Raw genomic sequence first — 17,118 nt, forward strand, 5'->3', positions numbered from 1 at the left:
TGTAGAATTATGTTAGAAAGAGTTTTGGGGGAGGTGTAAATCATGATAAAAAAAATACCACAAGCAGAACTGAAAGTAATGAAATTTATTTGGAGAGTAGATGCTACAGTAACATCAAAAGATGTTATTGAAGCAATGGAGCAAGAATATGGATGGAAACAAACTACAACACTGACACTTTTATCAAGACTAGTAAAAAAAGAATTCTTACATGCTCAAAAAATAGACAGATATACACATTACACAATAGTGGTTAAGCACCAGGAATATTTAAACTTTGAGACAAAGGATTTCCTAAGTAATATACATAATGATTCTTTGGTAAGTTTAATTTCAGCTTTACATGAGGATGAAGTTATAGATAAAAATAAGCTGGATTTTCTAGAAAATTACTTTGATAATTTAAAGGATGAATAGTTATATGATACAAGTTTTTGAAAATCTTATACAGACAACTATTATATGTAGTATTGGTATTTGTCTATTATTATTTTTGAAAAGATATTTATTTAAGAATTTTAGTAAAAAGTTCAATTATTATATTTGGTTAATAATAGTCTTTAGAATGTTGCTTTTTCTGTTTAATTATACAATAGTGTATGAAGTAAAAGAATCTAAAAGCAATGCACCAGTAGGAAATAATATTACAGAAATCAATGTTCCTACAGATAATAATTTTATATTGTATTTAGCTTATTTATGGATATTTGTAGCTATAGTTATTGCAGTGTATACATTTGTAAAGTATATAAAATTTAAAAATCTTGTTGTTGATGTATCTTATGACATAGAAGATGATGATATTAACTGTCTTTATAAAGATTTATTGAAAGAGTTAAATGTAAAAAAGAAAATTGAATTAAGAGGTTCCGATGAACTTATAAGTCCAGCAGGTATGGGATTATTTAAATCGTACATATTTTTACCAGATTATCCTTATAGTAAGGATGAGTTAAATTGGATTTTAAGACATGAATTGATGCACTTTAAAAACAAAGATATTTTAATAAAGTTTGCTGTATTATTTGTGAAAATAATATATTGGTTTAATCCACTTGTTTATATAATGAGCAATAGAATAAATATTGAGTGTGAATTATGTTGTGATGAAAGTGTTTTGAATGATTGTTCTCTAAAAGAGAAGAAAGAATATGCATTAGCACTTATAAAGTCAATTAAGATGAGTAAGAATTATCAGAGTGGGATTTTGACAACAGAGTTTAGTAAGACAAATTTAGAAAAGAGACTTGAGAGTATTGTTAAGAAGAAAGGCAGGAGTGGAATATTAATTGCTATTTTAGTATTTATGACTTCTATAACATCTTTTATTGAAGTTGATGCTCAGGTTAAAGTTGATAAGAGCAATGATGAAACAAACAGCAATAGTAACGAATTTTTATTGAATAAGACAAGTGATACAATTCGAGAGATTTATTATAAAGATGCACCAAATAAAATTAGGAAATTTTATGAAGAAGAATGCAAATCACAAGGTAAAATACCTAGAGATTATGACATAATAGTAATAAGTATGGATGATTATAATCAATTAATAAAATAATTATAAGGAGGATTTTATGTTAAAAAAATCAAAAAAAACATTAGCTATTATGTGTTGCTTAATGCTTACTTTTACAAGTGTAGCATTTGCTGACACAAGTAAAGGAGAAGGAGGAAGTAAGGAGGCTGTTTCAGAGAAAAATATAGATTCTTTTACTCTTTCTGGATACATATATACATATGAAAATGCGCCACAAGAAATAAGAGATGAACATAAACAGAATTGTGAAGATGTAAATATAGAACCTAAGCCAGATGATGAGATATTTGTTCCAGAATCAGCTAATCTAATGAATGATGATAATAGTGGAGGTGTTTATGCACGTTATACTGTTTCTTATAACATAGGTGCTAAAACTATAACAATTATGAGTAATGAATATCTGACTATAAGCACAACAAAAGTTATAGGTAAGGGTGATAGTGGAAAAGAAGTTAAAGCTGCACAAATTATGTTAAATTTACTTGGTTATAGTGTAAGTATAGATAGTGTTTTTGGAAGTAATACATATAATGCAGTTGCAAGCTTCCAAAAAAAATACGGTTTATCTGCAGATGGAATAGTTGGGCCAGCTACTTGGGATAAATTGGGTAGACTAACTGACCCTACTCTTTCATAGGATTAAAATCTAAAAAACATATTAAATAGTGTCTCAATTTGATTTTTTAATTTAAATGAGACACTATTTTTACATGTGAAATGATATACTACTTAAATATGAATGTTATAAAACTATTTTATAATTACTTCCCTATAACCCTACTATCAATATCCTTAACCTCTTGACATCCAGTCAAAATCATAGTCTCACATAACTCATTTCTAACCTTATCTATAAAAAACTCAACACTATCAAGACCACCACCAAAAGAAGCAGTAACAAAAGGTCTTCCCATCAAAACAGCATTAGCACCCAAACCTAGCATCTTAACCACATCAACACCAGTTCTAACACCTCCATCAGCAAGTATAGTTATCTTTCCTTTTACAGCCTTAGCTATATCTGGAAGTACCTCACAAGTACCGGGAGTATAATCAAGCACCCTTCCACCGTGATTTGAAACAACAATAGCACTAGCTCCAGACTCTACAGCCATCAAAGCATCATCAACAGTCATAATCCCTTTTATTATAAAAGGCAATCTAGTCGCTTCAACCAACTCTCTAATCTCTTCAACTGTCTTAGGTGAAAAAGGATTTTCTTGAAGCTGATTATTAATCAATCCACAAGCGTCAAGGTCTACACCAACTGCAAAAGCACCAGCCTCTTCAGACAATCTAATTTTTTCTATTATCTTTGAATTTTTCCAAGGTTTTATAAATACAATTCCATTTCCAGCATTATCTTTTAAAACATCTAAATTATTCAATAAAAAAGTATCTACATTAGTATCGCCAACCATGGCATAGATTCCAGAATTAGAGCAACCTCTAACAACAGGTTCGATATATTCTTTTTCAGAAATCTTACCACCCATATTTAACATAGTACCTGATACAGGTGCAGCAAATATAGGAGCACTCATTTTTTTACCAAATAACTCGATAGTAGTATCTGGATTTGAAACATTATGTATTACTCTCATATTTATCTTTACTCTTTCCAAGCTTCTTCTATTTTCTATAAAAGAAGAGCCACTTCCTTTTCCTCCCATGCCAGGAACATTTCCAGCACAAGCTACTCCATTACAAATCTTACAGACTTTACACTTTCCATTAAAGTTTTCTCTAGCAGATTTTAATAATTCATTATAGTTCATATCAAATTCTCCTTTTCGTTATATTAAAATTGAGTATTACTATATTGAAAATATCTTAATTGTAAATGAAGAGATGATATTGTGATTAGTTAAACTGAATAATACATATTAGATATTTTTATTATTGTAGGTAAGTAAATTATAGCATATGAAATAAATAAAATTTAAATAAACTTAAATTGTTTTTATTGATATCGTGTATATATAAGATATTTATTAAAATTCAAAAAGGCTATATATAGATTTTTTTTATCTATATATAGCCTTTCAATATAGCTTTTAAATTTATGTCAATTTCTTTTTTATTAATGAATAAATAATATAGAATACAATATACAAAAAAGTTGCTCAAAATGTTAGGCTAATCCCCATTTACAGAGCAACATCATAATGCTATGTAAATTTGAATCAACAATGTTTTCACCATACTTCAACATAAAGTCATCTAATTGTGTGTCTATAAATGAATAATATCCACTTATGCTATCAATATATGCAGTCATTAAGTGTATACATTCATCACTTTTATCTTTATACATCTGTATCTCCCCCTATACAATATATAAAATTTGATACTAAATCGTATCTTATAAAATAGTTAAGTGTGTTACATTTATATTCAATCTCTATATTTATATCCTTATATTAATAGGTAAAGTGAATTTTGACAATAGGTTTTGAAAAACTGGATGTTCAAAACGTAAAATTGGGTTTTAAGATAATTAAGCAAGTTATATGTATACAATATATATATATAACTTACTTAATTACAAATATTATAAAATTATATAACAATTACTTTTATTAAGAATGTTTAAGTGGTAGAATAACTTGGGAGATTAATAATTATTAGGAGGATATAATATGAGTTCGTACAAGTTTATATATGAAGATAAGGAATATTCATTAAAAGAGGATAATTGCAGTGGCTTAATAAATGATGAAGAAAGTCCAATTCAAGGAATAAGTATTCCAAAAATAATTGAGATACTTAATGAATCAGAAGAGGTTGATTTTGATATAGAATACTATCAAGAAGCATGCCCATTATGCTTAGAGGGTGTAAAAGAAAAGAAGAAATTCTTTCCATTTTTAGAATATCATTTTTATATTTTTAGTAAAGATGGAAAATATGTAATAAGTAATATATCTAATGATTATAAAGGGATGTCTTTTAATAAATTATCAAGAGCAAATAAAGTTGATAATAGTTACATTGTAAGTGTGATAATTTGCGAAAATTGTCAAGATTATATAATTCAAATAGAAAATTGTATAGTTTAGGGTAACTTATGTCTTAATTTAGGAGAAATTTCTAAATTGAGACACCGACTTTTTTTAAAAATAGTATGGAAAATTACTAAATTTATGAGATAATGAAAGTCGGAGGTGGGTTACAATATATAATAAATATTTGGAAGATATAGATAGTATAATTTTAGACTCAATGTTTAAACTGACCTTGAATGAGAAACTATTAAATAATAATGACTTTTTTGAAAAAAGAATTGATGAAATTAACAATTCAATTAATTACTATAAAACTGAACAAAGTAGTTTAATGTTATTAAAATTAAATTTTTTGATAGCTTTACTGTATGGTATTCAAGGATTTAGTGAAAAAATGAAAAAGTATATTTTGATTTCCTGTAAATATATTGAACAATACTTACCTAAAGATTATGTGTTTTTAGCACGATTTTATTCACAAATAGCTATTTTAAGTTTAAAGAATGAAGATGTAAATAGAGCAAATCTATATATAGATAAATTTAATCTTATTTGTAAGGATAGCAACTTTTTAGTTGAAGAAATTATTTTTGAATCTCAATTGATTTATATTAAAGCAAGTAAATGTATTGATTCTTCTATAATAATTAAGGAAATAGAAGACTTATATATAAAAGTAAAAGAAACTAATGATTTTAATTGTAAGAAAATATATTTTTTTATAATTGGGAAGATATATTTTTTATTTTTAGATGATGCATTAATTGCTAAAATGAATTTCTTAAAAGCAAGAAAATATGCAGACTTATCAAAAGATATAGAAGTATGCTCACTATGCGATATAAAGCTAGGGGAATGTGAATGTTCATTTGAAAATTATGAAGGAGCAAGAGAATACTTTAATGAAGTAATAAAGAATAAGAAATATACAAACGTAAATATGATTCAAAAGTATAGAGCATCAAATAATATAACTAAATTATTAATAAAAACTAAAGACTATTCAGGTGCTATAAATAATTTAGCAAAATCTGAAGTATATTTGGAAAAATTTAAGAATCAAGATTTAAAAGAAGTAGAAAAATTAGACTTATGTATAAATCTAGCTATGTACTATACAGAAAGTAATGAGAAATCATTTGAGCAATCAACTTGTTATTTAAATCGGGCTAAGAGTTTATTAAATAACATAAATAGTGTAGAGGAGTATATAATATATGATTTAGAATTAATTTATCATCAGGTTAATATATATTATATATTTGAAAATTATGAAAATGCTTTAATTACAAGCAAAAAGCTTCTTGAAAAGGCTAAAGAGGCTAAAAATTATAATTATGTAAAAGAAGCATATAAAACTATACACATGTGTTTTGAGAAGATACAAGATTATGAAATGAGTATGAAATACTTTAAAATGTACTATGAGTTAAAACAGATGTATATGAAAGCTAGGAATAGAAATTATATAGACTCTTTAAATTATAGACATGAACATATCGAAAAAGAAATAAATAATATGAAAAAAATAAAACTCGATTTAGATAAGAAAAAATACATCGACCCTTTGACAAATGCTTATAATAGGGTATATTTGAATAATTTTTTAGAAAAACAAGAGATTAGTGAATACAGTACTGCATTTATGATAGATGTAGATTATTTTAAGGAATACAATGACACTCATGGTCATTATAATGGCGATGTTGCTCTTAAAAATATAACTATGATAATAAAAAAATATTTAAAAGAGGACATGTCTGTTATAAGGTATGGAGGAGAGGAATTTTTAATATTGTCTATATGCAAAGATTATAGAAAAAGCAAGGTATTTGGAAAAAAGTTATGTAAGGTTGTAAAAAAATTCTTGAATGATAATTTGACGATTAGTATTGGTATTGATACATGTAAAAATAGTAGTATAGATATAAGTGAAATAATTGAAAATGCGGATAAAGCCTTATACAAAGCAAAACAAAATGGAAGAAATAGATGTTTGCATTATTATGATTTTAAGAATTTTTAATTGTTGAAATAGGATTGGTGATTTACTTGAAAGGGAGTTTAATAGAAGATTTAAAGAGAAATATAAAAAAGATAGAATATGATATGTTGACTAAGTTCTATCTAAATTTAACCGATTTAAACTACATCTTGGATTATCACAAAGACCTTTTAAATACAAAAATAGATGCTAAAGATAAAGTATATATTTTATATTTAATTAGTCTAATAAACTATGTAAAAAAAGATAGAGAAGCATCGTATAACTATTTGATGGATTCACTAAAAGATATTAAACAATTATCATTAAAAGATGATGCAGATATAATATCTAAGATTTATATTTATCTTACTCTATCTGCTATTTCTATAAAAAAATATGATAAAGCAAATCATTTTTATTTTTTAGCCAAGAAAATTATAAAACAACAACGTTTGAATGAATTATTGGTTTTGTTCAATATGAGTTTATGTGTAGAAATAAGTGCATTATATAAAACTAAATCTGAAGTAGTACTCTTAGTAGAGGAAGTATCTTTTTTTAAAAAATTAAAAAATAAAGTTCTTGTAAGTAGAGCAAATTATATATTTGGTAGGGTATATCTATACTTATTTAACAACTTTATAAAAAGTATGGAGTACTTGATTGAATGTCTAAGACTAGCCCAGGAAAATAATCTATATTCTATAGAAGCTTTTTGCAAATGTATAATAAGCCTCTGTTATTTAGAAAGTGGGAATAACAGAGAAGCTATAAAGTATATAAAAAATGCACTAGATGTTGCACATAATAATAATTCAGTATGTTCAACTGAAAGAGTAGCAATAAAAATAGACCTTATATGGGCATATTTAAGAGAAGATATGAATAAAGAAGCAGAAGTTGTTTTAGAAAAAACTATAAAACTGATGGATGTTGTTGAAGGTGTATATAAAGATTATTTGTATTCATTCATATTTTTATATTCAGCCGAAATTGAGTTAAAGAAAGATACTTGTAATTTTGAAAGAGTAAATGCATATTTGATTTTATCAAAAAACATATATAAAAGTTTTGGAGATGTTTTTATATATAATTCTAAATTAGATTATATTTATAAGTTGTATGGAGATTTATATATAAAATTTAACAATGTAGATGAAGGAATAAGATATTATTTAAAAGGTTTAAACTTAGTTAAAAAAAGCTCATTAAATCCTAAAAAAATGTCGATGTTTTATGGTCTAATAGCAAAAGGATATGAATTGAAAAAAGAGTTCAAACTAGCAATTGAATATTATAAAAGTATGGATTGGTATTCAGATAAGTGGGAAAAAAACAATTCTTATAAAACATCACAAGGTATTCATAAACAATATGAGTTAAGACAAAAACAAGAAAGTTTAAGATTACTTGTAGATGATAATAAGAAATTGGAAAATGATATTTTAACTGATGGACTAACTAGACTATATAATAGAAGATACTTAGAACAGCAATTGAATTTATTCAATGAAGGTAGAGATAAAAATATGATGGCAATATTGATTGATATAGATTATTTTAAAAGCTATAATGATAACTATGGTCATCCAGCAGGAGATAAAGTTATAATTAAAGTAACTGATATTATAAAAAATGTATTTATAGATATTACTGAACACATAATTAGATATGGAGGAGAGGAAATCTTAATATTAGTAGATTCTATAAAATCAATAAATGTTGAAGAAATCGATAAGATAGAAATATATATTAAAAGAGTTTTTAAACTTCTTGAATTTGAAGGAATTGAACATATATACTCTAAAGTAGAAAATTATGTGACTATAAGTGCTGGAGTAAGTATAAAAAGATGTTGTAGTAGAAAAGATGTCGAAATATTAATTGAAGATGCAGACAAAAACCTATATAAATCCAAAAAAGCAGGTAGAAATCAGTATATACTATAATTTAAAATTGAGGTGATTTTATTGCAAAAGAAGATAGGAATTATAGCCTCTGATATTGAATTAAAAGAAAGAATAGAAGAATTATATAGAGAAGATGTAGAAAATGGAACTATAATAATCGACATACTTAATCTTGATTTAATGGAAAATCAAGGACGTATACTTGTTGAGAAAGGTGCTCAAGCTATAATCGGTAGAGGTGGAGGTTATAGTTTAGTAATAGACACAGTAAGTGTACCTGTAATACCCATGAATATGAAATCAACTGACCTTCTAAGAGCAATAGAAATGGCAAAGAGATATTCTAAAAAAGTAGTATTAATACTTGGAGATAATGAAGTTTCTTTTGATTATGTTGGTTGGAGAAATGTCATAAGTACTGAAATAACTGAAGAATGGTTTGAATCCAAATACGAAATAAGAAGTAAGGTTATAAAATATAGAGACCAAAAAGATGAAGTTGTAATAGTTGGTGGAGGTTTGGCATGCTCCTTTGCAAGACAATATGGTATTGATAGTGTATTTGCAACTGCCAGTGACGAATCTATAAGAGAAGCTGTTGAGTATTGTAAGAAATTATTAGATACATTAGGCGAGGAAAAGTTTAATAATGAAGTATTGAGAAATATATTAGATGGTATAAAAGATGGAGTAATTGCTATAGATAGTAGCGGAAGTATAATTTTGTACAATGAAAGTGCAAAAAACATGCTTAAAGTAGAAAGGAAATGTGCACTTAATAAATATATTCTAGATGTATTTCCAAAAATGGGATGGCTATTAGATTGTCTACATGAAAAAGATGATGCAGAAGATAGAAAGATAAGGAATATAAACAACTTGATTGTTAATACTAGAACAACATTAATAAAAGTAGATGATAGCACTTATGGAGTTTTAGGAATAATACAAGATATAACTAAACTGCAAAATTTAGAAAGAAAAATAAGATTTGATTTAAATCAAAAAGGTCTATATGCTAGATATACTTTTGATGATTTTTTATTTAAAGATAAATTAACTAAGGAATTTATTGAAGAAGCTAAAAAAATCGGAAAAAGTGATTATACAACGCTACTTTATGGAGAAAGTGGGTCTGGTAAAGAAATTATAGCTCATAGTATACATAACATAAGCAAAAGAAAAGATAGACCTTTTGTGGCCATAAACTGTGCTACTATAGCAGAAAACTTACTTGAAAGTGAGCTTTTTGGATATGAAGAAGGTGCATTTACAGGTGCTAGGAAAGGTGGAAAAAGAGGGTTATTTGAACTTGCTCATGGAGGAACTCTTTTTCTTGATGAAATAAACAGTCTCTCATTTAATATTCAGACAAAACTATTAAGAGTAATAGAGGAACGACAAATAATGAGAATTGGCTCTGACTATATAATACCTTTGGATATTAGAATCATAGCAGCTACCAATGAATTTTTAACAGAAAAAATAGTTATGGGTACATTTAGAGCTGACTTATTTTATAGATTAAGTAGTCTAGAGATAAACATCCCTCCTTTAAGAGATAGAAGAGAAGATATAATACCATTGTTCAATAATTTTGTAAATGAAGTGCTAAAGGATGATGGTTTAAATGGAATAAACAGTATAGATGAAAATTTTGCTCTAACTAAGGATGAGATAGATGCGCTGTATAATTATAGTTGGCCTGGAAATGTGAGAGAGCTAAAAACAATAGCTCAAAAGTATGTTGTGACAGGAAAAATTAAATTAAGAAAAGAGCAAAACTTTAAGGCTAAAGAAGCAGTACCTAGTTCTAGTATAGAAGAATTTAATGTTGAAACAACAGCAAGTATGGAAACCACAGATAAAGTCATAGATATAAGTAAGATGAATGATGGTAAGGTAAGTATAGATATAAAAGAAGTAAATAAATATGTTGAAGAAAAAATAATAAGCATGCTTTTTGCTCAGGGGCTTTCCAAAAATGAAGTAGCACAAGTTCTTGGAATAAGTAGAACATCCTTATGGAAAAAATATAATAAAAATATTTAGATATAATTACATATAGATTATTTTGAAGTAATGTTAATTTTTCAGAACGAATGTTAAGAAAAATTAACATTATTTTTTTGTGGAATTTTATTTTTTCAGACAAGCACATAGATTTATAAGAAAAATAACTTAAATACTTAATTTTAGTAGTGAAAAAAATCAGAATTCTAAACAAAAGTAGTTTTACATAAAGTTAAATTTGTTGGCATGCTAATTGCTTAATATAAATGTGAGAGTAAATACAATTTTAGGGGTGATGGTATGAGTCAAAGTATGGTTGGTAAGCATGCAGTGTGGCCAAAAGAAAATGATGTTATATTTAGCTTATCTGGAAGAGCTCAAGCAGCAGAAAAAGCTTTAGGTATGGATAATGTAATAAATGCAACAATAGGCGCTCTAATGGATGACTCAGGAAAATTAATAACAATGAAAACTGTATATGATGAATATAAAGCATTAGATAACTGTGACATAGGTGCATATGCAGCTCTTGAAGGTCAGCCAGACTACTTAGAAGCAGTTAAAAAAGTATTTTTCAGAGATTACTTACCAGAAGGACATATAAGAGTATTAGCTTCACCGGGAGGAAGTGGTGCAATAAAACTAGCAGTATGGAATTATACAAATGAAGGTGACGAAGTTTTAACATCTGATTGGTTTTGGAGTCCATATGTTAGTATAGCTGAAGAAGCTAATAGAAAAGTAGTAAACTACCAATTGTTTGATGAAAATAGAAAGTTTAATTTTGATTCATTCAAAGAAAATTTTGTGAATATAGCAGAAAAACAAGGAAGAGTTTTTACAATTATAAATACACCAGCTCACAATCCAACAGGATATAGTGTTGCAGATGATGAGTGGGATAAAATATTAGACTTATCAAAAGAAGTTGCAAAAGATAAAGATAAAAAGATAATATTTTTCGTAGATTCAGCATATATTGACTTTGCAGGCGATGATGATGTATGTAGAAAATTCTTTAAGAAATTTTCTAACTTGCCTGAAAACGTTCTTGTATTAGTTGGTTTTAGTATGTCAAAAGGATTTACAGCTTATGGAATGAGAATGGGAGCTATAATTTGTATATCTTCAAGTGAAGATGTAGCTGAAGAATTCCATTATTCATGTGTTCATTCATGTAGAGCAAACTGGTCGAATTGTAATAGAAGTGCTATGGAAGTTCTATCTAATATTGTGAATGACCCTAAAAAATTCAAAGAATATGAGGATGAAAAAGAAGTATACAAAAAAATGCTGACTAGAAGAGCAGATGTATTTGTAAAAGAAGCTGAAAGAGTAGGATTAGAAATTCTTCCATATATAGCAGGTTTCTTTGTAAGTATACCATGTGATAATCCAAGAGAAGTATGTGAAGAGTTAACTAAACACAGTGTATTCGCAATTCCATTGAAAATGGGATTAAGATTTGCAGTTTGTGCAGTTTCAGAAGAAAAATGTAAGAAAGCACCAAGTATTATAAAAGAAGCACTTGAAAGTTTAGAAGTAAAAATAAATAATTAATTTCATTGAACAAATTGGGTGGACTATGAATTTAATAATTGTAGATGGAGGGAATTTTATATGAAACAATTGATGACAGGTAATGAGGCAATTGCACGTGGAGCCTATGAGGCTGGTGTTAAATATGCATCTGCATATCCAGGTACTCCAAGTACAGAAATACTAGAAAATTTAGCAACATATAAAGATGCAATAGTTGCAGAATGGGCTCCAAACGAAAAGGTAGCACTTGAGGCTGCTATAGGGGGTTCAATTGCAGGAGCAAGAACTATGGCTTCTATGAAACATGTTGGTGTAAATGTTGCAGCGGATCCAATATTTACTTATGCATATACAGGCGTAAATGGTGGTATGGTACTTATTACTGCAGATGAACCGGGAATGCATTCATCTCAAAATGAACAAGACAATAGAATGTATGCAAAGTTTGCAAAGATACCTTTATTTGAACCATCAACTAGCCAAGAAGCTAAAGATATGATAAAAGAAGCTTTTGAAGTAAGTGAAAAATACGATACACCAGTTTTATATAGAGTTACAACAAGACTCTGTCACTCAAAAGGTTTAGTAGAGTGCTATGATAGAGAAGAAGTTGAAATTAAAGAGTATGTGAAAAATGCTAAAAAAATGGTTACTGTTCCAGCAAATGCTCAAATAAGAAGAGGCGTTGTTGAAGAGAGAATGGAAATTCTTAAAAAATTCTCAAATGAAACTGACTTAAACTACTATGAAATAAATGATACAAAAATAGGTGTTATAGCTTCAGGTATGTGTTGTAATTTTGCTAAAGAAGTATTTGAAAAAAATGCATCATATATGAAGTTAGGATTTACAAATCCATTACCTTATGAAAAAATAAAAGAATTTGCAGACAAAGTAGATAAAATATATGTAATAGAAGAAAACGACCCATTTATAGAAGAACAAATAAAAGCATATGGGATAGATTGTATTGGAAAAGATGTAATACCTCCATATGGAGAAATGACACCAGATGTTTTAAGAAAAGCTATATTTGGAAAAACAAATGATACTATAGAATATAAAGCTGAATTAGTAACACCAAGACCGCCAAGTTTCTGTGCAGGATGTCCACATAGAGGATTCTTCTATGAACTTGGAAAGAGAAAAAATTTAATAGTTGGTGGAGATATAGGATGTTATACTCTTGGATTTGCTCCTCCATATAATGGAATAGATTATGTTGTTTGTATGGGTTCTGCTTTTGGAACTGCACATGGTGCTCAAAAAGTTCTTAATATGAAAGAAGGAAATGAAAAGAGATTAGTAGGTGTACTTGGAGATTCAACTTTCTTCCATACAGGAATAAATGGTCTTTTAGATGTAGTTTACAATAGAGGTAACTCTATATCAGTAATATTAGACAATAGAATAACTGGAATGACAGGACATCAAGAAAATCCAGGTTCAGGATATACTTTACAAGGTGATAAAACTAAAGATGTTGACATAGAAGGATTAGTTAAAGCTTGTGGAATAGAACATGTAAGAGTTATAGACCCTAATAATCTAAAAGAAGTAAATGAAGCTTTAGATTGGGCTTTGGCTATAGAAGATGAACCATCTGTAATAATCACAAGATGGCCATGTGTACTTAAGAAATTCTCTAAAGAAGATATAGAAGAGTTTGATAATCCATTTAAAACTAAGTGTAAGGTTGACCATGATAAGTGTATAGGATGTAAATTATGCTTAAAAACTGGATGTCCAGCACTATCATTTGATAAAGAAAATAAATTATCAAATATAGATAGAAATCAGTGTGTAGGATGTGGAGTATGTTCACAAGTTTGTCCAAAACAAGCAATAGTTAAGGAGGAAAAATAATATGACTAAGAGTATACTTTTGGTAGGTGTAGGAGGTCAAGGAACTATACTTGCTAGTAAATTATTAACTATGGGATTGATGGAAGCTGGATATGATGTAAAAATGAGTGAGATACATGGTATGAGCCAAAGAGGAGGTTCAGTTTCTTCACAAGTTAGATATGGAGATTGTGTTCATTCTCCAGTTATAGAAATTGGAGGAGCAGATATCTTAGTATCTTTTGAAAAGATGGAAGCTCTAAGATGGTTTAATTATCTAAAACCAGAAGGAAAAGCTTTAGTAAATAATCATAGAATAGATTCTATGACTGTTTTAATCGGAGGAGCTGAATATCAAGAAAAAGACATAGATGCGGAATTAAATAGATTAAATGCAAAAGTGATAAATGCAGCAGATAAAGCTGAAGAGTTAGGAAATGCAAAGATAATGAATGTTATTTTATTAGGATGTCTAGTTAAATCTATGGAACTAGAATCTATTGACTGGGAAAAAATTATAAGTGAAAATGTTAAACCAAAATTTGTCGAGTTAAATATAAAAGCTTTCCATGAAGGTATGGAAATGATTGGCAAATAGTTTATAATATATATAGGATAAACTATAGAAATTAATGTGAAAGGAAGAAAAGTATGACTTATAGAATATTAGCCATAAATCCAGGTTCTACTTCTACAAAAATAGGAGTATATGATGGAGAAGAACAAATTTTTGTGAAGACGATAGACCATCCAGCTGAGGAGATTGCAAAATATAATACAATTCAAGACCAATTTGAAATGCGTAAAGAGGCAGTTTTAAGTATTCTTGAAGAAAATAATATAGATTTAAAATCTCTTAGTGCAATAGTTGGAAGAGGTGGAGTTTTACCACCAGTAAAATCAGGAGCATATTTAGTAAATGAAGAAATGATTGATGTACTTAAACATAGACCAGTACTTGAGCATGCTTCAAATTTAGGAGCAGTTGTTGCACATGCAATATCAGAACCACTTGGAATAAACTCATATATCTATGATTCTGTTGCAGTAGACGAACTTATAGATATAGCAAGAGTATCTGGGCTTTGTGGAATGGATAGAGCAAGCGCAGGGCATGCACTAAATACTAGAGCAATGGCTTTAAAATATGCTAAAGATAGAGGTAAAGATTACAAGAGTTTAAACTTAATAGTAGCTCATATTGGTGGAGGAGTAAGTATTTATCTTCATGAAAAAGGAAGAATGGTTGATATGTTATCTGATGATGAAGGACCATTTTCACCAGAAAGATCAGGAAGAGTTCCTGCTACAAAATTAGTAGCTGCTTGTTATTCAGGTCAATGCTCAGAAAGAGAAATGACTAAAAAGATAAGAGGTAAAGGTGGTATAGTTTCATATTTAAATACTGTAGATGCTAGAGAAGTTGAAAAGATGATAGCAGAGGGAAATGAAGAAGCCAAAATTATTTATGAAGCAATGGCATACCAATTAGCAAAAGGGATTGGGGAATTAGCAACTGTAGTAGATGGAAAAGTTGATGCTATAATTATAACAGGTGGAATTGCATATTCTGAAATGTTTACTTCAATGGTTAAAAAGAGAGTTGAATTTATAGCACCAGTAGAAATTATGGCAGGAGAAAATGAATTAGAATCACTTGCTTTTGGAACTCTTAGAGTGCTAAATGGAGAAGAAGAAGCTAGAATTTATAGTGAAAATTAATTAAAGTAACTAAAAATGTTTAAATACTAGAAAAGTGGTATATCTGTTTTTTACACTAAAGCTTAGAATATAGGTGGGGATGTGTAAAATATGGATTGCCACTTTTTTTATAGTTGAAATTATATATTAAAATAATGAAAAATTCTGTAAAATTTTGTACTTATATATATATTTTATTGGTATTTATTGTTATTATTATTATGGGGAGTGATTTTTAATGGGAAAAATTAATTTAAAAAGTATGATAAGGTTGTTTTCGGGTTTTTTTATATTTGCAATTTCTTCGGTGCTTATGATTAATGCACATGTTGGTCTGATGCCTTGGGATGTACTTCACCAAGGTTTATCTATAAAATTAGGTATAACTATAGGTCAGGCATCCATAATAGTAGGTGTTATAATCGTTATATTGGATGCAGTTTTTGGCGAAAATATAGGATGGGGTACCTTGTTAAATATGACTTTTATAGGAATTTTTATTGATTTAGTAATATTTTCAGGAGTGATACCTCATGCAAGTAATACGTATATAGGAGTATTTATGGTTGTTATAGGAATTATATTAGCTGCTATAGCAAGCTTTCTATATTTAGGTGTTTGCCTTGGAAGTGGTCCAAGAGATGGTCTTATGATTGCCCTTCAGAAAAAAACTAATAGGTCTGTACGTCTTGTTAGAACAATTCTTGAAATATTAGCACTTGTGGCTGGTTGGCTATTAGGAGGTTCTGTAGGAATAGGGACACTTGTAAGTGCTTTAGGGTTAGGATATGTATTACAAATAGTGTTTAGGATATTTAAGTTTGATACAAAATCTCTTAAACATAGATTCATTATAGATGACATAAAAGAGTGGAAAGAAAAGAAAAGTGATACACATGAGTGCAAATCAAGCATTGTAATAAAAAATGAACAAAATTAATTATACTAAAATATATTTATATTTTATTTAAATTTATAATGAAAGTAAGGAGATTTGAAAGTGGAATTATGGGATTTGTATAATGCTGATGGAAGTAAAACAGGAAATGTTATAGAGCGAGATAATTCTATTGAAGAAGGATATTATCATTTAGCAGTTGAAGTGTGGATTGTAAATAGTAATTCTCAGATTTTAATTCAGAAAAGGTCTAAAAACAAAAAGACATTGCCAAATATATGGGGTATGACAACTGGATGTATTGTTTCTGGAGAAGAAAGTTTAGATGGTGCAATTCGTGAGGCTAAGGAAGAAATAGGAATTGATATATCCAAAGATGAGATAAAGATTTTTAGAAGTATGATTCATGGAGATACTCTTTGGGATGTATATTTAGTTAAAAAAGAGTATGATGTATCAAATGCAATTTTGCAAAAAGAAGAAGTAAGTGATATAAAATGGGTAAGTACAGGTGAAATAAGACAATTGTTAAAAGAAGGCTTATTTTTTGAATATCCAGAGATATATGATTTACTATCTGATATAGATAATTATGATTTAAATATATAATGTAGACAGAATTAGATATAAGTATGTACTATCTAAAATTATCTTCTCTAAAATTTAATGTT

General features: G+C 28.1%; 15 protein-coding genes. 13 read left to right on the top strand and 2 right to left on the bottom strand.

The window, feature by feature from the left end; translation table 11 throughout:
* The first annotated feature begins 42 nt into the window (after nt 1-42).
* From KGF48_RS03355 to KGF48_RS03365, 3 genes are read left to right on the top strand one after another with little or no spacing between them, the layout of a single operon-like run.
* On the top strand, nt 43-417 hold the full coding sequence (locus tag KGF48_RS03355) for a BlaI/MecI/CopY family transcriptional regulator (RefSeq protein WP_255612733.1): 375 nt from the start codon (nt 43-45) through the stop codon (nt 415-417).
* Nucleotides 410-1,561 (top strand): M56 family metallopeptidase, encoded by a 1,152-nt coding sequence (locus KGF48_RS03360; RefSeq protein ID WP_227867739.1) that lies wholly within the window; start codon nt 410-412, stop codon nt 1,559-1,561. The genes KGF48_RS03355 and KGF48_RS03360 overlap by 8 nt, the downstream gene beginning before the upstream one ends.
* A gap of 16 nt (nt 1,562-1,577) precedes the next feature.
* Complete coding sequence (locus KGF48_RS03365; RefSeq protein WP_227841297.1) at nt 1,578-2,180, top strand: peptidoglycan-binding protein; 603 nt, start codon at nt 1,578-1,580, stop codon at nt 2,178-2,180.
* A gap of 124 nt (nt 2,181-2,304) precedes the next feature.
* On the opposite strand, the gene KGF48_RS03370 is transcribed toward KGF48_RS03365, so the two are convergent.
* The gene (locus KGF48_RS03370) at nt 2,305-3,321 is read right to left on the bottom strand and encodes an alpha-hydroxy-acid oxidizing protein (RefSeq protein ID WP_227867740.1); all 1,017 of its coding nucleotides are present in this window, start codon (nt 3,319-3,321) and stop codon (nt 2,305-2,307) included.
* Between the two features lie 356 nt (nt 3,322-3,677).
* Nucleotides 3,678-3,860, bottom strand: coding sequence for a hypothetical protein (locus tag KGF48_RS03375; RefSeq protein WP_227829288.1), 183 nt, complete (start codon nt 3,858-3,860; stop codon nt 3,678-3,680).
* Nucleotides 3,861-4,185: 325 nt separating this feature from the next.
* Between KGF48_RS03375 and KGF48_RS03380 the strand changes: the two genes are divergently transcribed.
* The 10 genes from KGF48_RS03380 (at nt 4,186) to KGF48_RS03425 (ending at nt 17,056) form a co-directional block, all read left to right on the top strand.
* A complete protein-coding gene (locus KGF48_RS03380; RefSeq protein ID WP_227839282.1) occupies nt 4,186-4,605 on the top strand; it encodes a DUF3785 domain-containing protein in 420 nt (139 codons plus the stop codon).
* Nucleotides 4,606-4,945: 340 nt separating this feature from the next.
* Nucleotides 4,946-6,577, top strand: a complete 1,632-nt coding sequence (locus KGF48_RS03385) for a GGDEF domain-containing protein (RefSeq protein ID WP_227867741.1) — start codon at nt 4,946-4,948, stop codon at nt 6,575-6,577.
* A gap of 83 nt (nt 6,578-6,660) precedes the next feature.
* Complete coding sequence (locus KGF48_RS03390) at nt 6,661-8,487, top strand: diguanylate cyclase domain-containing protein (protein ID WP_413894727.1); 1,827 nt, start codon at nt 6,661-6,663, stop codon at nt 8,485-8,487.
* 12 nt (nt 8,488-8,499) lie between these two features.
* The gene (locus KGF48_RS03395) at nt 8,500-10,500 is read left to right on the top strand and encodes a sigma 54-interacting transcriptional regulator (RefSeq protein WP_227839279.1); all 2,001 of its coding nucleotides are present in this window, start codon (nt 8,500-8,502) and stop codon (nt 10,498-10,500) included.
* Between the two features lie 261 nt (nt 10,501-10,761).
* The gene (locus KGF48_RS03400; protein WP_227839278.1) at nt 10,762-12,021 is read left to right on the top strand and encodes an aminotransferase class I/II-fold pyridoxal phosphate-dependent enzyme; all 1,260 of its coding nucleotides are present in this window, start codon (nt 10,762-10,764) and stop codon (nt 12,019-12,021) included.
* 60 nt (nt 12,022-12,081) lie between these two features.
* Nucleotides 12,082-13,869 (top strand): indolepyruvate ferredoxin oxidoreductase subunit alpha, encoded by a 1,788-nt coding sequence (gene iorA / locus KGF48_RS03405; protein ID WP_227829282.1) that lies wholly within the window; start codon nt 12,082-12,084, stop codon nt 13,867-13,869.
* 1 nt (nt 13,870) lies between these two features.
* A complete protein-coding gene (locus KGF48_RS03410; protein WP_227839277.1) occupies nt 13,871-14,446 on the top strand; it encodes an indolepyruvate oxidoreductase subunit beta in 576 nt (191 codons plus the stop codon).
* Between the two features lie 53 nt (nt 14,447-14,499).
* Nucleotides 14,500-15,570, top strand: a complete 1,071-nt coding sequence (gene buk / locus KGF48_RS03415) for a butyrate kinase (RefSeq protein ID WP_227829280.1) — start codon at nt 14,500-14,502, stop codon at nt 15,568-15,570.
* Nucleotides 15,571-15,787: 217 nt separating this feature from the next.
* Entirely contained in the window at nt 15,788-16,489 is a 702-nt protein-coding gene (locus KGF48_RS03420; RefSeq protein ID WP_227829279.1) for a YczE/YyaS/YitT family protein, read from the top strand.
* A 60-nt stretch (nt 16,490-16,549) separates the two neighbouring features.
* Entirely contained in the window at nt 16,550-17,056 is a 507-nt protein-coding gene (locus KGF48_RS03425) for an NUDIX domain-containing protein (protein WP_227839276.1), read from the top strand.
* Nucleotides 17,057-17,118 lie beyond the last annotated feature (62 nt).

This window comes from Clostridioides sp. ZZV15-6388 (genome assembly GCF_020657755.1).
Lineage (GTDB): Bacteria > Bacillota > Clostridia > Peptostreptococcales > Peptostreptococcaceae > Clostridioides.